Origin of the sequence: uncultured Tenacibaculum sp. (assembly GCF_947499065.1) — a bacterium.
Taxonomy (GTDB): domain Bacteria; phylum Bacteroidota; class Bacteroidia; order Flavobacteriales; family Flavobacteriaceae; genus Polaribacter.
Genome location: NZ_CANMMT010000001.1, coordinates 385,937 through 410,606, shown reverse-complemented (window position 1 = coordinate 410,606; position 24,670 = coordinate 385,937). Strand labels below are relative to the sequence as shown.

The 24,670-nt window shown below is 28.8% G+C and carries 23 protein-coding genes; 15 read left to right on the top strand and 8 right to left on the bottom strand.

The annotated features are described in order from the left end of the window. Positions 1-9: 9 nt before the first annotated feature. Positions 10-795 (bottom strand): amidohydrolase, encoded by a 786-nt coding sequence (locus Q0958_RS01835; RefSeq protein WP_299118827.1) that lies wholly within the window; start codon positions 793-795, stop codon positions 10-12. A gap of 73 nt (positions 796-868) precedes the next feature. On the opposite strand from Q0958_RS01835, the gene Q0958_RS01830 reads away from it, so the two are divergent. After that, on the top strand, positions 869-3,625 hold the full coding sequence (locus Q0958_RS01830) for a PD-(D/E)XK nuclease family protein (protein WP_299118826.1): 2,757 nt from the start codon (positions 869-871) through the stop codon (positions 3,623-3,625). Here the strand turns inward: Q0958_RS01830 and Q0958_RS01825 are convergent. Further along, entirely contained in the window at positions 3,622-4,155 is a 534-nt protein-coding gene (locus Q0958_RS01825; protein WP_299118825.1) for a GNAT family N-acetyltransferase, read from the bottom strand. The two genes, Q0958_RS01830 and Q0958_RS01825, sit on opposite strands and share 4 nt — an antisense overlap. A 9-nt stretch (positions 4,156-4,164) precedes the next feature. Beyond that, a complete protein-coding gene (locus Q0958_RS01820) occupies positions 4,165-4,587 on the bottom strand; it encodes a molybdenum cofactor biosynthesis protein MoaE (protein WP_299118823.1) in 423 nt (140 codons plus the stop codon). Between the two features lie 76 nt (positions 4,588-4,663). Here Q0958_RS01820 and Q0958_RS01815 point away from each other — a divergent pair, with 76 nt between their 5' ends. The 5 genes from Q0958_RS01815 to Q0958_RS01795 all read left to right on the top strand — a co-directional run bounded on the left by Q0958_RS01815 (position 4,664) and on the right by Q0958_RS01795 (position 10,290). Next, entirely contained in the window at positions 4,664-6,211 is a 1,548-nt protein-coding gene (locus Q0958_RS01815) for a hypothetical protein (RefSeq protein WP_299118821.1), read from the top strand. A gap of 9 nt (positions 6,212-6,220) precedes the next feature. After that, positions 6,221-7,408 carry a phosphoglycerate kinase gene (locus tag Q0958_RS01810; protein WP_299118818.1) on the top strand — a complete coding sequence of 396 codons (1,188 nt, stop codon included), beginning with the start codon at positions 6,221-6,223 and terminating at the stop codon, positions 7,406-7,408. 28 nt (positions 7,409-7,436) lie between these two features. Then, positions 7,437-8,024 (top strand): hypothetical protein, encoded by a 588-nt coding sequence (locus tag Q0958_RS01805; RefSeq protein WP_299118816.1) that lies wholly within the window; start codon positions 7,437-7,439, stop codon positions 8,022-8,024. Positions 8,025-8,130: 106 nt separating this feature from the next. Then, positions 8,131-9,171, top strand: a complete 1,041-nt coding sequence (locus Q0958_RS01800) for an NADP(H)-dependent aldo-keto reductase (RefSeq protein WP_150898276.1) — start codon at positions 8,131-8,133, stop codon at positions 9,169-9,171. Positions 9,172-9,183: 12 nt separating this feature from the next. Continuing rightward, the gene (locus Q0958_RS01795) at positions 9,184-10,290 is read left to right on the top strand and encodes a DUF695 domain-containing protein (protein WP_299118811.1); all 1,107 of its coding nucleotides are present in this window, start codon (positions 9,184-9,186) and stop codon (positions 10,288-10,290) included. Between the two features lie 55 nt (positions 10,291-10,345). Here the strand turns inward: Q0958_RS01795 and Q0958_RS01790 are convergent, their stop codons facing one another. Both Q0958_RS01790 and trpS read right to left on the bottom strand, forming a co-directional pair. Next, positions 10,346-10,651: a DUF6370 family protein gene (locus Q0958_RS01790; protein ID WP_299118808.1), complete on the bottom strand. Its 306-nt coding sequence runs from the start codon at positions 10,649-10,651 to the stop codon at positions 10,346-10,348. 11 nt (positions 10,652-10,662) lie between these two features. After that, positions 10,663-11,631, bottom strand: coding sequence for a tryptophan--tRNA ligase (trpS, locus tag Q0958_RS01785; RefSeq protein WP_299118805.1), 969 nt, complete (start codon positions 11,629-11,631; stop codon positions 10,663-10,665). 95 nt (positions 11,632-11,726) lie between these two features. On the opposite strand from trpS, the gene Q0958_RS01780 reads away from it, so the two are divergent. Beyond that, a complete protein-coding gene (locus tag Q0958_RS01780; protein ID WP_366140127.1) occupies positions 11,727-12,521 on the top strand; it encodes a lysophospholipid acyltransferase family protein in 795 nt (264 codons plus the stop codon). Beyond that, on the top strand, positions 12,493-13,134 hold the full coding sequence (locus tag Q0958_RS01775; protein WP_299118801.1) for a hemolysin III family protein: 642 nt from the start codon (positions 12,493-12,495) through the stop codon (positions 13,132-13,134). Before Q0958_RS01780 ends, Q0958_RS01775 begins: the two co-directional genes overlap by 29 nt. A 24-nt stretch (positions 13,135-13,158) precedes the next feature. Here Q0958_RS01775 and Q0958_RS01770 read toward each other — a convergent pair whose 3' ends face one another. Beyond that, complete coding sequence (locus tag Q0958_RS01770) at positions 13,159-13,632, bottom strand: CYTH domain-containing protein (RefSeq protein WP_299118798.1); 474 nt, start codon at positions 13,630-13,632, stop codon at positions 13,159-13,161. A 100-nt stretch (positions 13,633-13,732) separates the two neighbouring features. Between Q0958_RS01770 and recO the strand changes: the two genes are divergently transcribed. The 7 genes from recO to Q0958_RS01735 all read left to right on the top strand — a co-directional run bounded on the left by recO (position 13,733) and on the right by Q0958_RS01735 (position 21,865). Beyond that, complete coding sequence (gene recO / locus Q0958_RS01765; protein WP_299118795.1) at positions 13,733-14,455, top strand: DNA repair protein RecO; 723 nt, start codon at positions 13,733-13,735, stop codon at positions 14,453-14,455. Between the two features lie 3 nt (positions 14,456-14,458). After that, on the top strand, positions 14,459-16,924 hold the full coding sequence (locus Q0958_RS01760; protein ID WP_299118792.1) for a TonB-dependent receptor: 2,466 nt from the start codon (positions 14,459-14,461) through the stop codon (positions 16,922-16,924). A gap of 10 nt (positions 16,925-16,934) precedes the next feature. Further along, a complete protein-coding gene (locus tag Q0958_RS01755) occupies positions 16,935-17,210 on the top strand; it encodes a DUF3817 domain-containing protein (protein ID WP_299118789.1) in 276 nt (91 codons plus the stop codon). A 270-nt stretch (positions 17,211-17,480) separates the two neighbouring features. Then, the gene (locus Q0958_RS01750; protein WP_299118787.1) at positions 17,481-17,729 is read left to right on the top strand and encodes a hypothetical protein; all 249 of its coding nucleotides are present in this window, start codon (positions 17,481-17,483) and stop codon (positions 17,727-17,729) included. A gap of 48 nt (positions 17,730-17,777) precedes the next feature. Continuing rightward, positions 17,778-18,443: a GLPGLI family protein gene (locus Q0958_RS01745; RefSeq protein ID WP_299118785.1), complete on the top strand. Its 666-nt coding sequence runs from the start codon at positions 17,778-17,780 to the stop codon at positions 18,441-18,443. A gap of 27 nt (positions 18,444-18,470) precedes the next feature. Continuing rightward, positions 18,471-19,196: a GLPGLI family protein gene (locus Q0958_RS01740; RefSeq protein WP_299118783.1), complete on the top strand. Its 726-nt coding sequence runs from the start codon at positions 18,471-18,473 to the stop codon at positions 19,194-19,196. A 5-nt stretch (positions 19,197-19,201) separates the two neighbouring features. Continuing rightward, positions 19,202-21,865 (top strand): TonB-dependent receptor, encoded by a 2,664-nt coding sequence (locus tag Q0958_RS01735; RefSeq protein ID WP_299118781.1) that lies wholly within the window; start codon positions 19,202-19,204, stop codon positions 21,863-21,865. 61 nt (positions 21,866-21,926) lie between these two features. Here Q0958_RS01735 and Q0958_RS01730 read toward each other — a convergent pair whose 3' ends face one another. Beyond that, positions 21,927-22,169 carry a MoaD/ThiS family protein gene (locus Q0958_RS01730; protein WP_299118779.1) on the bottom strand — a complete coding sequence of 81 codons (243 nt, stop codon included), beginning with the start codon at positions 22,167-22,169 and terminating at the stop codon, positions 21,927-21,929. A 9-nt stretch (positions 22,170-22,178) separates the two neighbouring features. Continuing rightward, entirely contained in the window at positions 22,179-24,644 is a 2,466-nt protein-coding gene (locus tag Q0958_RS01725) for a DUF5686 and carboxypeptidase regulatory-like domain-containing protein (RefSeq protein ID WP_299118777.1), read from the bottom strand. Between the last annotated feature and the right edge of the window lie 26 nt (positions 24,645-24,670).

Sequence of the window (24,670 nt, the reverse complement as noted above, 5' to 3'; positions counted from 1 at the left end):
TTGCTTTTTTTATTGAAATATAAAATTGTCTTGATCTTCTAAAAAACGAAATCTATTTCTAATTTTAAGTTGAGATTTTTTATCAAGTTCAATCATTATAGAAACTTCTTCGTTATTATTCTTTTTGTCTATACAGTTTCCTAGCATATCATAAGCAACGGAGTTACCATTATATTCATAGTTGTTAGCATCAACCCCTACTCTATTTACACCAATAGTATAACTCATATTTTCAATAGCACGAGCTTTTAGTAAAGAATCCCATGCCTCAACACGAGGTTTAGGCCAGCTGGCTACATATAATAATAAATCATAGTTTTCAGTATTCCTAGCCCATACAGGAAAGCGTAAATCATAACAAATTAAAGGACATATTTTCCATCCTTTATAATCAATAATATTTTTAGTTTTTCCAGCAGTATATACTTCATGTTCACCAGCTAATGTAAACGTATGTTTTTTATCGTAAGAATCTATTTTCCCCGAAGGATGAACAAAAAGTAATCTATTATAATAATTATTGTTTTCAGTAATAATAATACTTCCAGTAATAGCACAGTTTTTCTCTTTAGCTAATTTAAGCATCCAATTCACCGTATTTCCTTCCATAGTTTCAGCAATATTTTCTGGCGTCATAGAAAAACCAGTAGTAAACATTTCAGGAAGAATAATTAAATCGATAGTATCAGAAATAGCCATAATTTTCTCTTGAAAGCGATTTTTGTTTTCAGTTGGATTTTCCCATACAAGGTCAGATTGTATAAGAGCAATCTTAAGTTTATTAGATGAATTCATTGCTAAAAATTGAAAGTATTATCATCTCAAAAATAAGATAAAAATTGTACTTTGCTTATACTAAAATTAGCTTATGCAATCGTTTATTTCAGAAACTTTAGATGCTATTGCGCAAACAACAAAAACGTTTGAAAATGTAGTGTTTATATTACCATCTCAAAGAGCAGGTGTATTTGTTAAACAAGATTTTAAGAATAAAATTTTAGCAGGTTTTTTACCTCGTATAGTTAATATTGGCGATTTTGTTGAAGAAATTTCTGAAATAAAAAAAGCAGATAGTGTTCAGTTATTATTTCACTTTTATACAATTTATAAAGAAATAGTAAAAGATCCGGATTCATTTGATAAATTTTCTTCTTGGGCATTTACGGTATTACAAGATTTTAATGAGATAGATCAACATTTAATTAATCCTCGCGATATTTTTGTGTATTTGAGAGATATACATCGTTTAAAAAAATGGTCAGTAAAAGGAGAGTTTAAGGAAACTGAACTAATGAAAGATCACTTTTCTTTTATGGAAGAGTTGGAAAAATTATACGAATCTTTATATCATTTTTTAACAGACAATAAAATAGGTTATCAAGGAGTACTGTACAGAGAAGCAACTAAAAAAGTAGCTGATTATGTTCAAAGAAATAAAGATAAGAAGTATGTTTTTATAGGGTTCAATGCATTGAATAGTGCTGAAGAATATATATTTCAAGAGTTTTTAACTAGTGAAACTACTGAAGTATATTGGGATATTGAAAAAACGTTTTATGAAGGAACTCATCAAGCAGGAAGTTTTCTAAGGAAATATAAAACTACTTGGAAGCATTATGAAAACAATCCAATTCAAACGATTAAAGATTATTTTTCTGAATCCAAAAACATCCAAGTAATTGGAGCGTCAAAAAATATTACTCAAATAAAATATACTGGTGAGATTTTATCAAAATTACCAAGTTATAATAATACAGCATTGGTGTTGGCTGATGAAACTTTATTACCAATTACTCTAAACTCCTTACCAAAAAATGTAGATGCAATAAATATAACAATGGGATATCCGTTAAAAGATATTCCAACAACAAGTTTAATTTTTGCTGTTTTTCAATTGTTTATCAATCAAGAAAAATTACAAAAACAAGAAGAAGGGTTATTCTACCATAAAGATGTTGTTCGGTTGGTAAAAGACGCAACCATATATAGACTTTTACAAGTAGAAGAGCAAAAAAATATTGCAGATGTAATTTCAGAAGCTATCGTAAAAGAGAACAACACGTTTGTAGACAAAGAGAAAATTAATGAGTTTCTTCTTCCTTTAGAGGATAAAATAAAGGAGGTAATCGATAATGTTTTTAAACCATTTACATCAATAAGCGATTTTTTATCAAGAATATTAGAGCTCATCAATGTTTTAAAAGATACAGCAAACGATTTAGAGAAAGAATACTTGTTTAGATTTTATACAGCATTTACGCAATTACAAAACTTGCATAACGAGTTTAATTATGTACAAGATTTAAAAACATTACATCAGTTTTTTAAACAATTAATTCAATCAGAAAGTTTGTCTTTTCAGGGAGAACCTTTACAAGGATTGCAACTTATGGGAGTACTAGAAACACGTATGTTAGATTTTGAAAACGTAATTATAACTTCAGTAAATGAAGGAGTATTGCCAGCTAGTAGTCAACAAAATACATTCATTCCTTTTGATGTTAAAATAGCATTTGGGCTTCCAACATATAAGGAAAAAGATGCTCTTTTTTCGTATCACTTTTTTAGATTATTACAAAGAGCAAAGAACATTTATATACTGTATAATACAGAACATGATGTATTTGGAAGTGGAGAAAAAAGTCGTTTTGTAACACAGTTAGAAATGATGAGAGATGATATTACTGAGGAAACAATAAGTCCAAAAGTAGTAACATCGCCAGTAAAATTAAAAGAAATACAAAAAGATGAAAAAGCTTTAGAACGATTGCAAGAACTGGCAAGGAAAGGAATTTCACCATCTGCATTAACAAACTACTTATACAATCCGATAGCTTTTTATAAACAAAAAGTTTTAAAAATAAATGAGTTTGAAAATGTAGAAGAAACTGTGGCAGCGAATACAATGGGAACAGTAGTTCATGATACTTTGGAAGAATTATATAAGCCGTATTTAAATAAGTTTTTACAATTAGAGGATGTACAGCAAATGCATAAGAAAAGAGAAGACCTTGTTGTCTTTTTCTTTTCAAAGCATTTTAGAAACGGAGATATAAAAACGGGTAAAAATAGATTGGTTTTTGAAGTTGCAAATCGTTTTGTAAAAAATTTTTTAGCAAAAGAAGAACAATTACTAAAAGATAAAAATAACCAATTAAAAATTATAGCAACAGAGCAAAACTTAGCTGCTGAAATAGCTGTTGAAGGAATAGAGTTTCCGATAAAAATACATGGACAGGTTGATAGAATTGATGAACTAAACGGAGTAACCCGAATTATTGATTATAAAACTGGTATGGTTAGTTCAACCAATTTGAAAGTTATAGATTTTGATAGCATTCGAGAGTTAAAGTATCATAAAGCAATACAAGTTATGTTATATGCTTTTTTATATACTCAAAATACTAAGTTTGATTTTTCTAAAGAAATAGAAGCAGGAATAATTTCTTTCAAGAATTTAAAAAGTGGGTTTTTGAAAATGAATTTTTCATCAAATTATAGAAAGCCTGATAATTTAGTAACAAAAGAGAAATTGAGCGAGTTTATGGAAGAGATAAAAGAGGTTTTAAAAGAAATGTATAACCCAGAAGTTAGTTTTATGGAGCCAGCAGATTTACCGTATTAAATACCCATATAAACAATAATCCAATTTTGGTTGTTAGATTTATAAATAGATAATTCTTTAAAACCAATTGCTTTATGTGCATTTAAAGACCGAGTATTGTTAGCATCAATTTCAGTAATAATAGCATCATAAGTGTTAGAAAATGCATTTTTCATTTCTTCATATAAGCTTCTAAAAATTCCTTTGCCTCTGTAATTTTTATCAATACAAACTTGTCCCATCAAAATATAGTTGTCCTCTTTTTTAGAAGATTTATCAATTTCATTAAACATAGGAACTAAAACAGGAATTTCATTCCTAAAAATTTTAGACATGGATAAAGCATAACCAATAACTTGTTCTCCATGTTTAGCAATAATATGAGGATGTATATCATGCATTTTTGTTAAAACCTCAATAGAATGTTGTACAGTTACAAAACCTTGCTCCTTTTTCTCAATATCAGTTAAGTTTTGAGGTAAGTTACTAAGCTGTAAATCTATAATTTGGTTTAGTTCTTCAATACTTGATGTTGTTTTGTACTGTATCATAAAAAAGAGTTATGGATGAGCATTTACCCAAACTTCACCATCTTCAAAGTATTCTTTTTTCCAAATAGGTACAGTTTCTTTTAAAGTATCGATAGCATACTGGCAAGCATCGAAAGCGGCTTTTCTATGAGGAGAAGAAACGGTAATAATAACAGGAATATCTTCTATTTGTAGTAAACCTTCGGCATGATGAATGGCAATTTTCTTAATAGAGAACTTATCCAAAGCTATGTTGGCAATTTTTTGCATTTCTTTAATAGCCATGGGTTTATATGTTGAAAAATCTAGTTGAGTAACACTTTTGTTTTGAGTGGCATTTCTTACGGTTCCAACAAAAACAGCAATACCACCACAAGAAGGATCGGAAACAAAATTGTAACATTCTTGTAGATTTAATTTTTCTGATTTTATTAGTACAGAAGTGTTTTCCATATTGATTAAAATAAGGTTAAATGTATTGCTAAAATATAGTATTTTCGACAACTAAATTTATCAAAACACAATTGCAATGAAAAAAACACTTTTTTTAGTATTATTTATTCTTATTGCCTTAAAAATAAAGGCACAAGAAAGCCCAATAGATGTTGCTTTGTTTAAAAGTGACGTTCAAAAAGAAAAACAATCAAATATTTTAAGAACTATTTTTAAAGACGAGTCTAATAAGTTATATGTACTTAAAACTTCAGAAAATGAAAAATACTTTTATATAGATGTTTTTGATAATGATTTTAAAAAGATAAAATCATTTGAACATAAAATGGAAAAAAGACGAAGAGTATCTGCAAGTTTTTTAAATGGAGATATTCTAGGCTTTATTGAGTATTATAGAAATAAAAAAGAAAAAAAGATAGAGGCTTTTTTATATACTTCAGCAAAAGAAGAATTTGATTTTACCAAAAGAAAAATTTTCGAGGTAACTACAGATAGGTATCCATCATTTTTTGCATCTATTTTTTCAGGGTCTAAAATAGATAGGGATTTTGAAGGTAATTTATCTTTTTCAAAATCAGGGAAATATAATGTGTTTAATATAGATTCTTCTGATAAAAAAAATGAACATCACAGTATCTTAGTTTTTGATGAAGATTTTAATCAACTTTGGGAGAAGGAGTTTGAGTTACCTTATAAAGACAAACAATTTAAACTTCAAGATGTAAAAGTATCAGATGAAGGAGAAGTATCTGTCTTAGGGAAAGTATATCCTAAAAAGAAGAAAAAGAAAAAAGGAGGAAATTATCATTATGAGTTATTTAAAATCACAGAAAACAATGTAATTTCAACAAAATTGTCTGTAGAAGATCATTTTGTAGCAACTTTGGAATTAGATTTTACACCAGAAAATAAATTAAGTTGTATAGGTTTTTATTCAGATAGAAATGAGTTTAGATTTAAGGGAGTATGTTCTTTTATTATTGATCCAGAAAATTTGAATATAGAAAACTCTAAATTTTCTCCATTTACTGAGCAGTTTTTAATGGACAAATACGGGAAATCGAAAGATAAAGAGTTGAGTAATATTAGGTTTAAAAGCGTTTCATATCCAGACGGAGGAGGAATGATTATTACAGCAGAAGAATTTTTTATAACAACAACGTATGTTTACAATAGGTTTGGAGGGTATTCAAGAATATCATACAATTTTGACGATATAATTACATTGAAATTAAGTGATGAAGGAGATCTTTTGTGGGCTAGAAATATCAATAAAGCACAAACGTCAGGATATTTTTCAAATCCATTAATGTCTTTTGGTACAGCTCAATATAACAATAATGAGTATCTTATTTTAAACGCTCATAAGAAAATGGGAGAATTATCAGGAGGTAGAATAAAATTTAGAGAAAGTTTCTTATGGAAAGCAACAAGGAATAATACCAATTTATATATTGTTAAATTTGACACCGATGGAAACTTTATTTATAAAACTTTATTAGCTAATAAAGAAGAAGTAGCACCTTTTAATTGCCGATATGTACAACAAGTTTCAGAGAATGAGTTAATTTTATACGGTGAAAGAAGAAAGAAAAGACAATTTTTAAAAATAACAATCAACTAAATTTAAGTAATGAAAACACTTAACGATTTTAATTTCGAAAATAAAAAAGCATTAATAAGAGTAGATTTTAATGTTCCTTTAAACGATAGTTTTGAAGTAACTGATGATACCAGAATACAAGCAGCTAAGAAAACGATTATAAAGATTTTAGAAGATGGAGGAAGCTGTGTGTTAATGTCACATTTAGGAAGACCAAAAGGAAAGGAAGATAAATTTTCATTAGGTCATATTGTAGACAAAGTAACCGAAGTAATAGGGGTACAAGTTAAGTTTGTTGACGATTGTGTTGGTGATAAAGTATCAGCTGCTGTTGCTGATTTAAAAAACGGGGAGATTTTATTATTAGAAAATTTACGTTTTTATTCAGAAGAAAAAGCTGGAGATGTTGCTTTTGCTGAGCAATTATCTAAATTAGGAGATGTGTATGTAAACGATGCTTTTGGAACTGCACACAGAGCACATGCATCTACAGCAGTAATAGCACAGTTTTTTCCTGAGAATAAATGTTTTGGAAATTTATTAGCTACCGAAATTGAAAGTATTGACAAGGTTTTAAATAATTCAGAAAAGCCAGTAACAGCAATTTTAGGTGGAGCTAAAGTATCGTCTAAAATAGGAGTGATTGAAAATATTATTGAAAAAGTAGACCACATTATTGTAGGTGGAGGAATGACATTCACTTTTATTAAAGCTTTAGGAGGAACTATTGGAAATTCGTTAGTAGAAGATGATAAGTTAGATTTAGCTTTAGAAATATTAGAAAAAGCGAAAGCGAATAATACAGAAATACATTTACCAGTAGACGCAGTAATTGCAGATGCCTTTTCAAAGGACGCCAATACTCAAGAAGTAGATACAACTAAAATTCCTGAAGGATGGATGGGATTAGATTGTGGACCAAAAACATCAGAAAAATTTGCAGAAGTAATTGCAAAATCAAAAACTATTTTATGGAACGGACCATTAGGAGTTTTTGAAATGGAAAAATTTGCTACAGGTACAATAGAACTTGGAAATGCAATTGCAGAAGCAACAGCGAATGGAGCATTCTCTTTAGTAGGAGGAGGAGACTCGGTAGCAGCAGTTAAGCAGTTTGGTTTTGGAGATAAGGTAAGTTATGTGTCTACAGGAGGAGGAGCTATGTTAGAAATGTTAGAAGGACAAACTTTACCAGGAATCGAAGCTATTTTGAAATAATAAATAGCTAAAAGAAAAAGAAAATTAGATGAAATATTGGTTCTGTAATAATAACAATTTTATAGTTGTTACAAATGAATTTATTTATATAGGTAAAACAAATAAATATATAAAATCTGAGTTAGTTACAGGTTTTGAAAAATCAATAATACCAGAAGATATTTTTAATATCCCTTTTTCATATATAAAAAGTATTGAAAACCCAGAAGAAGACAATAAAATGAAAGTTTTTTATGGAGGTAGTTCTGAAGAAGAAATAATTATAAATGATGAAAAAATAAAAAGAGAAGTTTTTCTTTATTTGAAAGAGAGTTTGTTTAGGTTTAATTATTTCAAAGAAAAACCTTCTTTTATGAAGTATATAAAACCACAAGCTTTTGCTATATTGTTTTCAACAGCGATATTTTTATGGATATTTTTTTTAGCAGGAGAAATAGAAAAAGGTTACGAATATGAAGTAAGAGGAAGACAAGGTTTGGGAGGTCTTATTTTAGGATTAGCTCAATTTGGTACTGTTAAAGTAATTTTAGGATATTTAATAATTCTTTCAATAGCAGTGTTTGCATTGATTAAAAAACTTAAAAAAAGAAGATTAACTGAATATTTAGTCAGATAATTAAATAAGAATCCCGCAATTAGCGGGATTTTTTTGTGTTAATTTTAAGAAGAAAAAAATATAAAAACCTTGTATTTTTACAAGGATAATATTTGAGAATTAACTTATGAAATATACAACACTACCAAATACAGATATAAAAGTTTCTAAAATATGTTTAGGAACAATGACTTGGGGAAATCAGAATACAGAGGCTGATGGACACGAACAAATGGATTATGCCTTAGAACAAGGAGTAAACTTTTTTGATACTGCTGAATTATATTCCGTTCCAGCAACTCCTGAAACTTATGGAGCTACAGAAAAAATTATTGGGTCTTGGTTTAAAAAAACAGGAAACAGAGACAAAGTAGTATTGGCTTCAAAAATAGCAGGAAGTGGTGCTTATACGGCTCATATTCGTGAAGGAAGATTTGGAAGGGAAAATATAAAAGAAGCTGTAGAAGGGAGCTTAAAAAGGCTACAAACGGATTATATAGACTTATATCAATTACACTGGCCTGATAGAGGTGTAAATTGTTTTGGTGTTCGCGATTATCCTTATGAAACTTCAACCAAAGAAGCAGAAAATCACTTAGAGATTTTAGAAACCTTAAACGACTTAGTAAAAGAAGGTAAAATTAAGCAAGTAGGGTTGTCAAATGAGACGCCTTGGGGAACCATGAAGTATTTACAAACAGCAGAAGAAAAAGGACTACCAAGAATGGTTACAATTCAAAATTCATATTCATTAATCCATAGAGGTTATGAGTATGGAATGTCTGAAGTGTCTATGAGAGAAAATATAGGATTGTTAGCATATTCACCATTAGCACAAGGAGTGTTGTCTGGTAAATATTTAAATGGACAAACACCGGAAGGAGCAAGAGGAACTTTGTTTCCAAGATTTATAGCAAGATATATGTCTGAAGGTTCTTTAAAAGCAGTGGAAGAATATCAGAAAATAGCTGTAAAACATGGATTAACACTTTCTGAATTATCATTGGCATATATCAATCAGTTACCATTTGTAACGAGTAATATTATTGGTGCAACAAAAATGAGCCAATTAAAAGAAAACATTAATTCTATTAATATTGATTTAAGCAAAGAGATTTTAGGAGAAATTGAAGCGGTACACGCGGTTATTCCGAATCCAGCACCTTAAAGGGAAAAGAATATGAGGATATTAAAAAAATTGCTAGGAAAGGAAAAAAATGAATCAATTAATAGTTATGAAGATTTTTGGAATTGGTTTATTGAAAACGAGAAAAAGTTCTTTAATGTAATTAAAAGAGGAGGGGCTGAAAATATTTCATTAAATTTTTTTGATAAAATATCACCAAAATTAGATCAATTAAAAGAAGGAATATGGTATTTAACAGGAATGGTAAATGATGATATTGCAGATTTGATACTTACTTCTGATGGAGATATTAAAAATTATTATCTTATTGAAGAGTTAATAGCTGCAGCACCCAAATTACCTAACTGGAAATTTCAAGCTCATAAACCAAGTTCTGATATAGACGATGTAGTCATAAATATGGGCGGGTTTAAGTTTAGAAAAGAGAATATGTTTTTTTATGAAAATGAAGTAAAGGACTGTCCAGATGAAATAGATATAACTATTGTTCATAAGGATTACTCGGAGAAAAATAAGAATGAAATTATTAATGGAAGTTATATTTTTTTAGAAAACTTTTTAGGAGAATTAAAAGTGGTTACTGTTATAGATAATATAGAATTTACATCTAATGAAGAACAAGAAAAAGAGTTAGTGCCAATTGAAAAATTAAAAGATTTTTTAATATGGAGAGAAAAAGAATTTGTTGAAAAATATGATGGCGTAAGATATAATACAAGTGAGGATAGTTATATAAGTTTAGAAGCAAAGTTGAAAAATGGTAATACTTTGTTAGCGATAATGAATTCAGATTTGTTGGCATGGGATGAGACAGCGTCACACCCATGGATTATGAAGATTAAGATTCCATATGAAGGAGAGAAAACAAGAGGATTTCCAAATGATAGTACTTACAGTCTTTTAAATAATATAGAAGAAGATATAATGTTAGACTTGAAAGATTATGAGGGTTTTTTAAATGTAGGAAGAGAAACAGGAGACAACATTGGAGAAGTTTTTTTTGCTTGTAAAGATTATAGAAAAGCAAGTAAGGTAATAGACCAAATCAAGATTAAATATCAATCAAAAATTGAGATTAATTATGAGGTTTTTAAAGATAAATATTGGACATGTTTTAATTGGCATAGAAAATCTTTATAAAAACAAAAACCGAAGTAATTAACTTCGGTTTTTGTTTTTATGATATTATATAAAGTTATTCTACTATTTTAAAAGTACTAACTTTAAATTTTTCGTTTTCTAATTTACCAGTAACTTCTACTTTTCTAATTGTATTACAAAAACCAATGTTTTCATCGTGTGCATCACCATAATCATCAATATGAGCCCCTTCAACAAAATAAGCTTGGTCATCAACTTTTATAGCTAAATCACAACCACGTTGGGTTTTTAGCCCAAACTGACATTGTCCGCAAGAAGCTTCTGTTACAAAAGTTTTTTCCTTTGGTTGTGCACATGAAAGTAATAAAAGTATACTACTAAAAGTAAAAAGAGATTTCATAATTAGTTTTTTTAGTAACCTACTTTATCACGTACTCTTTTTAAAACATCTTTTGCAATTGCACGAGCTTTTTCAGCACCAATAGCTAAAGCTTCATCAATTTCGTTACGATTTTCCATGTAGTGGTAATATTTCGCACGAACATCTGAGAACTTTTCAAGAATTAACTCATACAAAGCCTGTTTAGCATGACCATATCCATAATTTCCTCCTTCGTAGTTAGCGCGCATTTGAGCAATTTGCTCATCTGAAGCTAATAATTTATATAAGGCAAAAACATTATCGGTATCAGGGTCTTTAGGATCTTCAAGAGCTAAACTATCGGTTTTAATACCCATAATTTGTTTACGTAACTTCTTTTCAGGTAAAAAGATATCGATAAAGTTATCTCTAGACTTACTCATTTTTTCACCATCGGTACCAGGAACTAGTTTAGTGTTCTCATTAATTTTAGCTTGAGGTAAAACCAAAGTATCACCAATAATATTATTTAGTCTACTAGCCACATCACGTGTCATTTCTAAATGCTGTAATTGATCTTTACCAACAGGAACAACTTCAGCATCGTATAATAAAATATCGGCAGCCATTAACATTGGATAAGTAAATAATCCAGCGTTTACATCCGATAATCTGTCAGCTTTATCTTTAAAACTGTGTGCTAAGGTTAAACGTTGGTATGGAAAATAACAACTTAAATACCAAGTTAACTCGGTAACCTCAGGAATATCACTTTGACGATAAAAAACTGTTTTAGAAATATCAATTCCACAAGCAAGCCAAGTAGCAGCAGTACTGTAGGTGTTTTCACGTAATTGCTCACCATCTTTAATTTGTGTTAAAGAATGCATGTCGGCAATAAATAAAAACGATTCATTTTTAGGATCGTTAGCCATTTCAATGGCAGGTAAGATAGCTCCTAATAAATTCCCTAAATGTGGGGTTCCTGTACTTTGTACTCCAGTTAAAACTCTTGACATATTTCTTCTTGAAATGTTTTGTGTAATTATTAAATAATGCTAGCAAAAATAAGGTTAAAAATCATCAAACAAAAGAAATTACTACATTCGCAGTTATGATTAAATATTTACTATTTCCTTTTCGATTGATTTGGCGCTTATGGTTTTATGTGTTGATTTTAGTTTCAGTAGTAGTAATGTCGCCTTTTTTACTCATATTAACTTCTAGCGAAAAATATTACCCGGTATTTTGGAAACTAATTAGAGCTTGGTCTTTTCTTCTGATTTATGGAATGGGTTTCCGATTAAAAATTGATAGAAAAGAAGAAATAAAAAGAGATCAAAGCTATATGTTTTGTGCAAATCATGCGTCTTTATTAGATGGATGGGTAATGTGTGCAATGAGTAAAAACCCAATTGTATTTGTAGGAAAGAAAGAATTAGTGAAAATTCCAATCTTTGGGTTTTTCTACAAAAAAGTGGTAATTATGGTTGATAGAAGTGATGCAGAGAGTAGAAAGCGAGTATATGAACAAGCAAAAAGAAGACTTAAAAACGGAACAAGTATTGCAATTTTTCCAGAAGGAATGGTGCCTACTGAGAATATAACTTTAGCACCATTTAAAAATGGAGCATTTAGTTTAGCCATCGAGCATCAAATACCTATAGTGCCTCAGTTGTATTTAGATTGTAAACGATTATTTTCATGGGACTTTTTCAAAGGAGCTCCTGGAACTTTTAGAATTAAACAATGTGAGTTTATAAATACAAAAGGACTTACAATGGATGATAAGGATACTCTTAAAAAGAGTACTTTTGACATTATGTACAATGAATTGACTAATGATGAGTTGTATATGAAAGACACAAATAGACCAAATAATGAGCGAGAATATAAATCACCGTTATAGCGAAAAAGAAGAGAAACTAAATGTTTTAACTCACGGATTTGGGTTGCTGTTAAGTTTTCTAGTTTTTCCATTTTTAATATCAAAGTCTATTACATATACTAGTTTTTGGGAAGTGTCAAGTTTTATTATTTATGGTGTAAGTCTAATAATATTATATGCAGCTTCTACTTTTTATCATGCTACAAAAGAACCTAGGCTAAGAAGAAAATTAAATATTTTTGACCATGCTGCTATTTATGTTTTAATAGCAGGTAGTTACACTCCTTTTTGTTTAATTGTTTTGCCTGAGGAAACAGGGTGGTATTTATTTGTATTTGTTTGGTTGTTTGCGTTAACAGGAGTTGTTTTAAAGTTGTTTTTTACAGGTAAGTTTGATAAGTTATCTACAGCATTATATTTAATAATGGGTTGGCAAGTTGTTTTCTTAATTAAGCCCTTGATGGAAAATTTATCTTCAGAAGGATTGTTTTATTTAATGGCAGGAGGTGTCTTTTACACAGTAGGAGCACTATTTTATTCAATAGGGAAAATAAAATATAATCACGCAATTTTTCATGTATTTGTGCTTTTAGGAAGCTTTAGTCATTTTTTGACCATATTTTTTTATGTGTAAAAATTAAAGACTAGAATAATTGATTTATTTCCAGTTGCAAAATGGGTCTTTACTGAGATTAGAATTATAGTATTTAGCTATTCCTGTAACTTCCTCACCTAACCATTGAGGTTTGGTAAAACTTTCGTTTTCATTAATAAGTTCAACTTCAGCAATTAATAAACCTTCATTAATTCCTAAAAATTCATCGACTTCAAAAGTATGTTGGTTTACCTTTACTAAGTATCGGTATTTTTCAATAATACCTTCTTCACATAATTCTAATAAGTTTTCAGCTTCAGTTCTGGTAATTTCTTTTTCCCATTCAAATCGAGTAGTTCCATTTTTATTAGAAGGTCCTTTAATAGTTAAAAAACCGGAGTCGTTTTTAATTCGAACTCTTACAACACGCTCTTTTTTCGAATTTAGGAAACCTTGTTTTATATAGCTCTTTTTGTATGCTAATTGTTTATAAATATTAGAGTTTACAAGAAATTTTCTTTCTATTTCAAAAGTCATAAGAAGTTGAATCAAATTTATACGAAAGTATCATTTTTGTAATTAATATTAAATACCTTTGATGACGGTTTTAAAAATCAATTATAAAAATTGTTAATTAATGGCAATGATTACTACAAAAGCCATTGTTTTAAGTGCTCTTAAATATGGTGATACAAGCTTAATTGTAAAATGCTTTACTCTAGAAGAAGGAGTAAGCTCTTACATTATAAGAGGAGTTTTAAGTTCTAAAAGAGGAAAATTAAAACCAGCTTATTTTCAACCATTAACACAATTAGAGCTAACAGCAAATCATAGCAATAAAAATTCATTAAACTCGATAAGAGAAGCTAGAGTTATTTATTCTTATGAAAATATTTATACATCGGTTGTTAAACAAACAATTGTAATGTTTTTGTCAGAGGTGTTATCTAGCATTATTCAGGAAGAAGAAAAAAATGAAGTCTTGTATAAGTACATAGAAACGGGGCTTATTTGGTTAGATACTCATGATAATATTGCGAATTTTCACTTGCTTTTTATACTGAATTTATCAAGGTTTTTAGGTTTTTATCCAGACTTAGCAGATATCGAAAAATTAGGTTTTAGTTTACTAGAAGGAAGGTTTACGGATACAACTTATGAAAAACTAGTAATTACTGGTAAAGAATTAAATCTTTTTAAAAGCCTTTTAGGCATAAATTTTGATGCAATAGATTCAATTTCGTACAATAAAAACGAAAGACAAGTAATACTGAGAATAATAATTCAATATTTTGAATTACATTTGGAAGGGTTTAAAAAACCTAAATCTTTAGACGTTTTAGAAACGGTGTTTAGTTGATATATGAAGCAAATTATAACTGTATATTTTTTACTGATAATAGGATCAGTTTTTTCACAAAACCTTACTGTAATTGATGCCGAAACAGGTAAGCCAATTGAAGGAGTGGCTGTGTTTAATAAAAGTAAAACAAAGTCGGGAGTAAGTGATGAAGAAGGAAAAGTAAATATTTCAGAATTTCAGAAAAATGAGATATTAATTTTATCTCATGTGGTTTACGCTAAATTTCAAGAAAGAAAGTCTAATTTAGAAAAGAACAGATATCAAGTTTTCTTATCAAAACAATCAGAACAATTAGATGAAGTAGTTGTTTCTGTATTTAAGAAGCAAGAAAAAGCAAATAGAATAGCGGAACAAATAGCTTTAATATCTTCCAAAGAAATTAAAAAAGTATCTCCCCAAACATCAGCAGATTTATTAGCAAATGTGCCTGGAATTAAAGTTCAAAAATCTCAATTTGGAGGAGGTAGTCCGGTTTTAAGAGGTATGGAAAGTAACCGTGTCTTGCTTGTAGTGGATGGAGTTCGAATGAATAATGCTATTTATCGTAAAGGGCACCTACAAAATTCTATTACTGTAAGTCCTAATTTGTTAGATAAAACAGAAGTAGTGTTTGGACCATCATCTGTAATATATGGATCTGATGCACTAGGAGGAGTAATACATTACTATACAAAAACACCAAGAATTTCTGATAAAGGCCAAATTAAAGGAGATGCTTTTTTAAGATATAGTTCAGTGAATAATGAGGTAACTAACGCCGTTTCTGTAGAATTACAATTTAAAAAATGGGCCTCTTTAACAAGTGTTACACATAGCACATTTGGCGATTTGAGAATGGGAAAAAATCGTTCGCATGGGTTTGATGATTGGGGAAAAGTATTTTTCTATTCAGATAATATGAATGGGAATTATAGTGAGAACCCAACCACTAACCCAAATCCAAACATTCAAAGAAATACAGGATTTAGTCAAACAGATGTATTACAAAAGTTTTACGTACCGTTATCTAGAAATACCGATTTAAAATTCAATATTCAATATTCAACATCTACAGATGTTCCTCGTTTTGATAGATTAACAGAATTAAAAAATGGAACACTTAAGTTTGCAGAGTGGAATTATGGACCACAAAACAGGTTTTTAGCATCTTCACAATTAGAAATTAATCCGAAGAAAAATTGGATTGAGAATGGTGTTATTACTCTAGCATACCAAAATATTCAAGAAAGTCGTATTCAAAGAAAGTTTGGAACATTAGAAAGAACATACAGAGAAGAAGATGTAGATGTTTTTAGTTTAAATGGAGACTTTTCTGTTTCATTAGCTAAAAAAAGAAATTTAGGCTATGGGTTTGAAGTAACATACAACGATGTACAATCTAATTCTTATGGAAGAATTTTAAGAGTTAATAATAATAAAGTTGTAGGTTTTAATGGAAGTTTTCCAGTACAGTCTAGATATCCAGATGGAGGAAGTAGTTATTTTAGTTCTGCTATATATGTAGATTACCGTCAAGATATTTCAAGTAATTCTACATTAAATACAGGGGTTAGATTAACAAATACAAACCTGCAAGCTAAATGGGATAGTGAAACTTTTATAGTGTTACCAAATAATGATATTGGTTTAAATAATACAGCTTTAACAGCAACCATTGGTTATGTTTACAAACCAACTAATACTTGGCAATTAAATACTGTACTTTCATCAGGTTTTAGATCACCAAATATTGATGATGTAGGTAAGGTGGGAGAAAAAAATGGAAATGTAACCGTACCCAATGTAAATTTAAGACCAGAACATGCTTATAATATTGAGGTAGGAGCTCAAAAATATTTTAATGATAAAAAATTTAGAATTGGTGCAAACGTATATTATACTTTACTGAATAATTATATATATAGAGAAGCTTTCGAATTAATTCCTGGAAATCAAACAATAACTTACGATGGTGACGATGGTAATATTGTAGCCAATGTAAATAAAGGTCAAGCTTATGTTACAGGAGCTACATTAAGTTATCAAGGTAAGTTATTTAAAAATTGGAATACCTCAGGTTCTTTAACTTATACCAAAGGAGAAACATATGATACAAACATGCCTTTGTCATCTATTCCACCATTGTTTGGTAGATTTGAGATAAACTATTCAAAAGCTAATTTTGAAGGAGGAGCAAACCTTATTTTCAATGCTAAAAAAGGAATCGATACTTATAATACAGAAGAAGGTATAGACAACCATGTGCAGACACCAATTGTTGATGAAAATGCTTCTTTAGCTGAAAATAAATATTATGGAACTCCTGCTTGGATGACTGTTGGAGTTTTTGGAAAATATCAATTGAACACGAATATTTCAATTCAAACACAAATCACTAACCTATTTGATGTTCATTATAAAGAGTTTGCTTCTGGAATTTCTGCTCCAGGACGTAATTTTTCTTTATCGTTAACAACAAGTTTTTAAAAAAATAAATATGATTAACATATTTAAAATTGTAAGTTTATTAGAAGGAGTATCTTACATTTTATTACTTTTTATTGCAACTCCAATTAAATATTTACAAGATAATCCAGCATATGTAAAAATGTTAGGAATGCCTCATGGGCTATTATTTGTAGTATACATAATCATGGCAATAATGCTAAAATATGAGTTAGATTGGAAAGGTAAAACTTTCGGAATAGTATGCTTACTATCAATTTTACCTTTTGGAACTTTCTTCGTAGGGAAATATCTTAAAAAAGAGTAAGCCACATAATGATGTGTTTTTTGAGAATTAAGAAGTTTTCTATAAAATTACTTTTTTGTGTTTTTCTTAATTTGAAATTATTGTTTATGTTTGCTATGTATTAAAAAAATGATCAATTTTTAATACAAGCTAGCTAGTTAAAGAAAGAACAATGTTTTAAAAATTGCGCACATTTTTCTTTTTTCTTTTTAATGTTCACTCATCTATACAAGTGGGGGAGATTTTTTGTGTAAAAAAAGTACAATTAACAATTAAATTAAAATTTAAAAAATGAAAAAAGTAATTTTAGCAGTAGCAATGGTTTTTGCTACTAGTAGTTTAGTTAATGCAAATTCAAGTGTAGAGAAAAAAACTATTTTAGAAGATGGTGGTGCTAGTCAATGTGCTCAATATGCAAGAGGAATAATATTAGATGCAGCAGAAAAAAATAATATTGATATTTCAAGAGGAAGTAGCCATTTTAGAATTATGATGGAGGCTTATCATGCTATTTATTTAGACTGTTATAATAATAATTAAAATCAAAATGCCCAGTGATATCAATATTACTGGGCTATTCAAAAGTATATGAAATTAAAAAGAATACTATTTTTTGCAGGATTATTTTTTTCAATAATGACTGTATTTAGCCAAAATAAAGGAAGTGTTTTATATAAAGTTGTAAGTAACAATAAAAAGATAAATAGTTATAAATCAAAAAAATTGGAGGCCTTTTTTAAGGCAACTGCCAGCTTTGAGTTGTTGTTTAAAGAAGATAAATCTATTTATAAATTAAAACCAAACTTTGATAAAAACGGAGAAAGAAAGAAAATAAATTTTTTTGAAATTGTAGGAGGAGGAGATGGTGTCTTTTATAGTGAAAAAGGAAAAGTAATAGAATCGGTAAATAAATATGATGAACTTTTTTTAATAGAATATCCCCATATTGAATGGGATATAACTCAAGAAAAAAAGAAGATAGGAAATTATATTTGTTACAAAGCAATATCTAAAGATAAAACTGTAGCATGGTTTACGCCTCAAGTCCCTTTAAACTTAGGTCCTAATAAGTATAATGGACTACCTGGGTTAATTTTAGAAGTAGAAATAGGAAAAATAAGTATAAGGGCTTTAAAAATAAACTTTAAAAAACTTCAAGATATTGATATTCAAAAACCTACTAAAGGAAAAAAAATCACAGAAAAAGAGTATTTGAGTAAGCTGAAGAAAATAGCTAAAGAAATTGGCTTTTAGGTTGAGCAAGAAATTAAGTTTGATAGAATGAAAAAAGAAATGATATTCATCTTGTTTTTATTTACAAAACTAGTTTTCTCTCAAAATATAAGCGGCAAAGTATTTTATACAACGTCTTTAAAAGTACTTAGTGAAGAGCAAGTAGATTCAATATTAAACAAGAAAAAAACACCAAAAGCAGCTAGGGTTCATGTTAGGAAAATGCTAATGAATGCTGAAGATGTTACAAGTGTCTTAGAATTTTCTCAAAGTGAATCGTTATATAAAGCACAAGATGAAATGAGTAATGGAGCTAGAAAAGGAATGAATATTACATCTACAATTGCCGGAAAGAATAGTACTTATTATATAAATACTGCGGAAAAAGATTATTTTAAACAACTAAATATGGATTCTTTTCTAAGAATAGATTTGTTAGAAAATCAATGGGAAATAACACAAGAATCTAAAAAAATAGGAAATTATCAATGTTTCAAAGCTATTGCTTTAAAAAAAGCAAGAAAAGATAAACCATCTATTGTTATAACTGCCTGGTTTACTCCCACAATTCCTGTAAGTTTTGGGCCTAAAAACTTTTTTGGACTTCCAGGGCTCATTTTAGAAATCTCTTACAAAAAAGTCAATATTAGAGCTTCAAAAATTATTTTAAATCCTAAAGAAAAGATTGTCATTAAAAAACCTAGAAAAGGAAAAAGAATGTCCCATAAAGAATACGAAGAAATGAATCGTAATTTCTTTAAAGGGTTAAAGTAGTTTTTATGTTGAAAAAAATATTATTTGTTTTATTTATTACTTTATTAAGTACTGTTTGTAAAGCCCAAATAATTGTACTAAAAGGTACAGTAAAAGATAGTTTACAAAACCCGTTAGCATTTGCTAATATCATAGCAAAACCAAAAGATGTAACTAAAAACATGGGGTTTGCTATTACAGATGAAAATGGACGTTATCGTCTAGAGCTAACCAAAAACAAATCATACACAATTAGTATTAGTTATTTGGGGTATGAAAAAATAGATTTTACACTTACAGCTAAAGAGAATATAGTTAAAGACTTTCAATTAAAAGAAGTTAAAAACCAATTAGATGAAGTCGTCATAGAATTGCCTGTCACAGTTAAAGAAGATACAATCATTTACGATACTAAAAAGTTTGTAAATGGAAGTGAACGGAAATTAAAAAACGTATTAAAAAAATTACCTGGAGTTGAGGTTAATAAGAATGGAGGAGTTACAGTACAAGGAAAGAAAGTAACCAAGCTGTTAGTGGATGGAAAAAAATTCTTTGGAGGAGGAACTAAGTTAGGTGTAGAGAACATACCTGCCAATGCTGTAGATAAAGTTGAAGTTATTGATAATTATAACGAAGTAGCTTTTTTGAAGAATCTCTCTGATTCCGATGAGATGGCGATGAATATTAGGTTAAAAGAAGATAAAAAACGTTTTCTTTTTGGAGATCTAGAAGGAGGGAAAGGAAATAAAAGTTTTTATAAAGCAAATGCAAACTTATTTTATTATTCACCTAAAACCAATGTGAATTTTATAGGAAACGTAAATAATATTGGAGAAAAAACATTCACTTTTAAAGATTACCTAAATTTTCAAGGAGGAGTAAATGCCGTTTTTAATGGTAATTTTAATTGGAAAGGAGGAGATTTTTCTCAGTTTTTAGAAAATACAGATGTATTGATGAGTAAGCAGCGTTTTGCTGCTTTGAATATAACAAAAGCAGTAGCTAGTAAACTAGATATTTCTGGTTATGCAATTTTTTCACATAATAATACTAGAAGTTTTACAGAAGAGTTAAATCAGTACACAGCTTTTCTAGAAGAAAAAAAGAGCGAAGAAACAACAAAAGATGTTTTAGCTATAGGGAAATTAAATATTGAATATGCTCCAAATAATAAGGAGCAATGGTATGTTAGAACTCAACTTAAAAAATCTGACATTAACAGAATAAATGCTATTTCTTCATTAGTAAATAATAATTCAGATAGAATAAATACAAACACGAAAAATGACACTTGGTATCTAAATCAAAATTTTGAATGGCATAAAGATCAATCTGAAGAGCATACTTTTTCAACAATAATTAATTATACATTTGATAAAAATAATCCAGTAACTTTTTGGGAAGCTTCAGCGTCTTTTTTAGACAGAATTAAATCAATTATTCAGCCTTTAAATACAAATCAGCTCTCATTACAAATTCAACAGTTAAATCAAACGAAAAAACATTATTTACATACTGTTTTTAAAGATTTTTGGGTACTAAATAGCAATAACCATATTTATACAACAATAGGTAATACACACCAACAAGAAAAATTTATTAGTAATGATTTTCAAGTGTTAGATGATAGTTCTATTAACCCTTTTTCTAATAGCGGATTTAATAATACTACTGTTTTAAAGCACAACGATTTTTTTGCTGGATTACATTATAAATTTAAAACAGGAATTTTTACTCTAAAACAAGGAGTGTATTTGCATAATTATAATTGGGAAGTAAACCAATTAAATTTAGTAAAGAAAAATAAATGGGTGTTATTACCAGATTTTTTAATGAAAATCGAATTCAATAAATCAAAAAAAATTCAACTGAAATATAATTTAAAAACAAACTTTTCAGATGCTTCTAGACTTGCAAGTCGTTTTTATTTGCAATCATATAATTCAGTATTTAGAGGAAATTCAGATTTAGAGAATGAATTATACCATTCTGCAAATATCCAATACAGTCGTTTTAGTTTGTATCGTGGATTAATGTTGTTAGCTAGTGCAAACTATACTAAGAAAGTAAAGGGGTATCGAAATTCGGTTAATTTTGATGGAATCAATCAATTTTTGACTATAGATATGCTAACAAATCCGAATGAAAATTGGAGTGTAAGAGGGGCGATAAGGAAAAAGATTAAAAAAATAAGATATAATATAGAAGGGAGTTATAATGATTCAAAGTTTAAACAAAGTATAAACAACAGTTTTGTTACCAATAGAAGCAAAAACTATTCTTTAGATCTAGGGATAGAAACGTTATTTGAAAAATTACCAACATTTGAGTTTGGCTTTAGGAAAAGTATAGGAAATTATATTTCAAACAATTCAGTATCAAAATTTATAACTAATGAACCTTATCTTAATATAGACTATAATTTTCTTAAAGGTTTTGTTTTTAATTTTGATTATACACATTTCAATTATCAAAACAAATCACAGGGAGTTGACAATAAATATGATGTAGCAAACGCGATATTATCATATCAAAAAGAAGATAGCCCTTGGGAATATAAATTGACAACACAAAACTTGTTTAATACTACATTTAAACAGGATAATAGTTTTTCAGATTATTTAATTTCCGATTCTAAAACATATGTACTGCCAAGAGTAGTGTTATTAAGTATAGCTTATAATTTATAATATTATAACTTTTTAACGAAGAATGATTATATGATTAATAATTCTGAAGATTTAAATGGATTTATCCTCCACTTACAGGTGGGATAATAGCAACTATATCAGATTCTTTTATAATTGTTTCGTCAGAAGCATAACTTTCATTAATAGCCACAGCATAAGTGCTCATTTCTTTTAATGATTCATTTTTACTAACAAGAATCTCTTTAAAAGTGGCTACTGAACAATTAATAGGAAGTTCTATCTGTAAAGAAGAACTTCCTATTAAGTCAGTTGCAATACCAAAAAGTAGTACATTAATATTCATATTACGAAATTACAATTTAATTCCGAATACTACTCTATTTTCACTACGTCCATTAAAGTTAGATCTAGCAAAGTCTACACGTAAAAAACGCCATTTTCCAAATCCAATATTATCTAAACCTACTGAATATTCAGAATATGGTTTGTTGCCTGCTGTAAACAGTCCTTTGGCTCCCGTAACTAAATGGAAATTAAGTTTGTTAAGAAGAGGAACTTTACTTAATAAAGCACCTTTAAAGTTGTATTCTCCATGCAATTCACCATATTTATCATTTGTACTTAATTGATAGTATGGCAACATATAGAAGTTGTTTAGATAATTGCTATTTGGAGCTACTAACAAACGATTTCCATTAAAGTGAGCATAATCTATAAAAGGAATGTCTTTCTTCTCTAAAAAGATGCCTCCTTTGGCTTTGTATTTAAATTCTCCCCAGTTTCCTAAAGAAATTCTTTGGTTTAATTGTGAATAAATAACATCTGAATTCCATTCAGAATTATCTGCTCCAAAATTCTTTTTGTAACCAATAAATAACGAAGGGTATTTTCTACTACTTACATTATATTTTCCATTAGGATATGACAAGTATTTTTGACCAAACTGAATATTCGCTCCAAGAGTAAACGACCATATTTTATGTGGTGTAAATGAAGAGGTAAAATTAGTCGGGTCTTGTGGATTGTTAGACGTGTATTCTACATTGCTTTTTGGAAACATTACATAATCTGTAGTGTTAAATAATGGCTTTCTGTTTGCATATTCTAATGAAGTAGACATACGTAAACCATTAACAACTTCTTGTGAAAAAGAAACTCTAGCAAAATCTTTTTCATAAATTTTCATGTAATTTCTTTCAAAAAGTACTGAACTAATAGTATTCCAAAATCTAGAAATAGGTCTTTTTGCATTAAACTGGGCAGTTGTTCTACCTCCAGAAATATTTAATATTGGTCGAGTAGTATTGTTCCATTTGTAATAAAAATAACCAGTAGGTCTTATTTTTTTATCTGAGACACCATAATTGATGTTTGCACCAGCACCAAAGTTTTTACCTTTTTTATTTAGTGTTTTATAGTAGTTAATACCAATAGACGAATTCCATCCTTGAACAGTATTGAAGCTTAAATCTTCAATAGGAGAAGAAAAGCTAAGTCCCCATTTTTTATAGGTATTATTATAAGAATAACCCGAAAGAGCATTTAAAATTTTAAACTTATTCTGTTTGGTATCTACCGAGTCCAAATATTTTTTAGATTTTCTTTTGGTTTTAATACTATCTTTTAATTTGTAGTCGGCTGTTTCTTCACTGGTTAAGGCTACAGGACGTATTTTATTCCAGTAAAGAGTATCTTTTTCGGTAGCATTTTCAGCAAAAGATAAAATTTCACTTCCAAAGTACTTGTTAGAAAAATTAGGTTCAAAATTATAATTAGAATACGCAGCAGAAAAACGTCCGTTAAAATTAAAACCAAACATTCCTGCTTTAAAATCTATAGTTTGAGTTACTGGAACCCAAGCTTTATTTTTATTAGAGTAATTATAGTTTTGTTTAATTTTTAAAGTGTCAATCATTGGCATACTTACTTGTGCACCAGTAACAATAACATCGGCTCCATAAATAGCCCAATCATCTTCAACAATATAAATATGACCACTAAAAACTCGATCGTTTTTTCTTTTGGGTAATAATTGAATTTTACTAATCAAATTACCATTTTTATCATAAAAAGTTCCAGCTAATTTGTAGTTGTAATAACCAAAAGCACCGTTAGCAATTGGAGAAACCATTTGAGCTTCAGCTAGATTAAAAGAGTTTTCATAAAAATTAAAATTAACTTCCTCTGCTTGATTAAAGCTAATTCCGTTATCACTACCAGAAACTTTAGAAGCTATGATATGTTCTTTGAAGTTTTTAGGTCTTTTCTGAAACGAAATTTTAGAAATAGTTTCAGATAAATATACGATACCACTTCTGGTAGAATCTAAACCACCTCCCATGTCGCCAATTTCTTGACCTAAGAATTTTTTTGGAAGATTTTTTACTTTAAATAATCCACGAGAATAAAAATCGGCTTTGTATTGACCAAATTTATCTGTGTTCTTGCCTTTGTTAGCAATAGCATTTCTAATAATTCTATTAGCGGGATTTTCTTTAGACGAAACCAATACTTCATCTAAAGCTACTTCTTCTTCTGAAAGTTGGACATCTAAACTATAAGGAAAAGAGTTAATATTAACTTTCTTTTTAACAGTTTTGTATCCTAAGATTTGATAAACAATAGTATGTTCTCCTTTTTTCTTGAGAACTAATTCATAATCACCATTGTCATTTGTAGTTGTTCCAGTAATAGAATTTTCTAAATAGACACTAACAAAAGATAAAGGTTTGTGAGTACTACTAGTTACTTTTCCTCTAATTTGAGAAAAAGTAATACTAGTAAGAGTTAAAAACAGTAGCGTAATTGTTTTTTTCATAGTTGGGTTTAATTGAAATTCAAAAC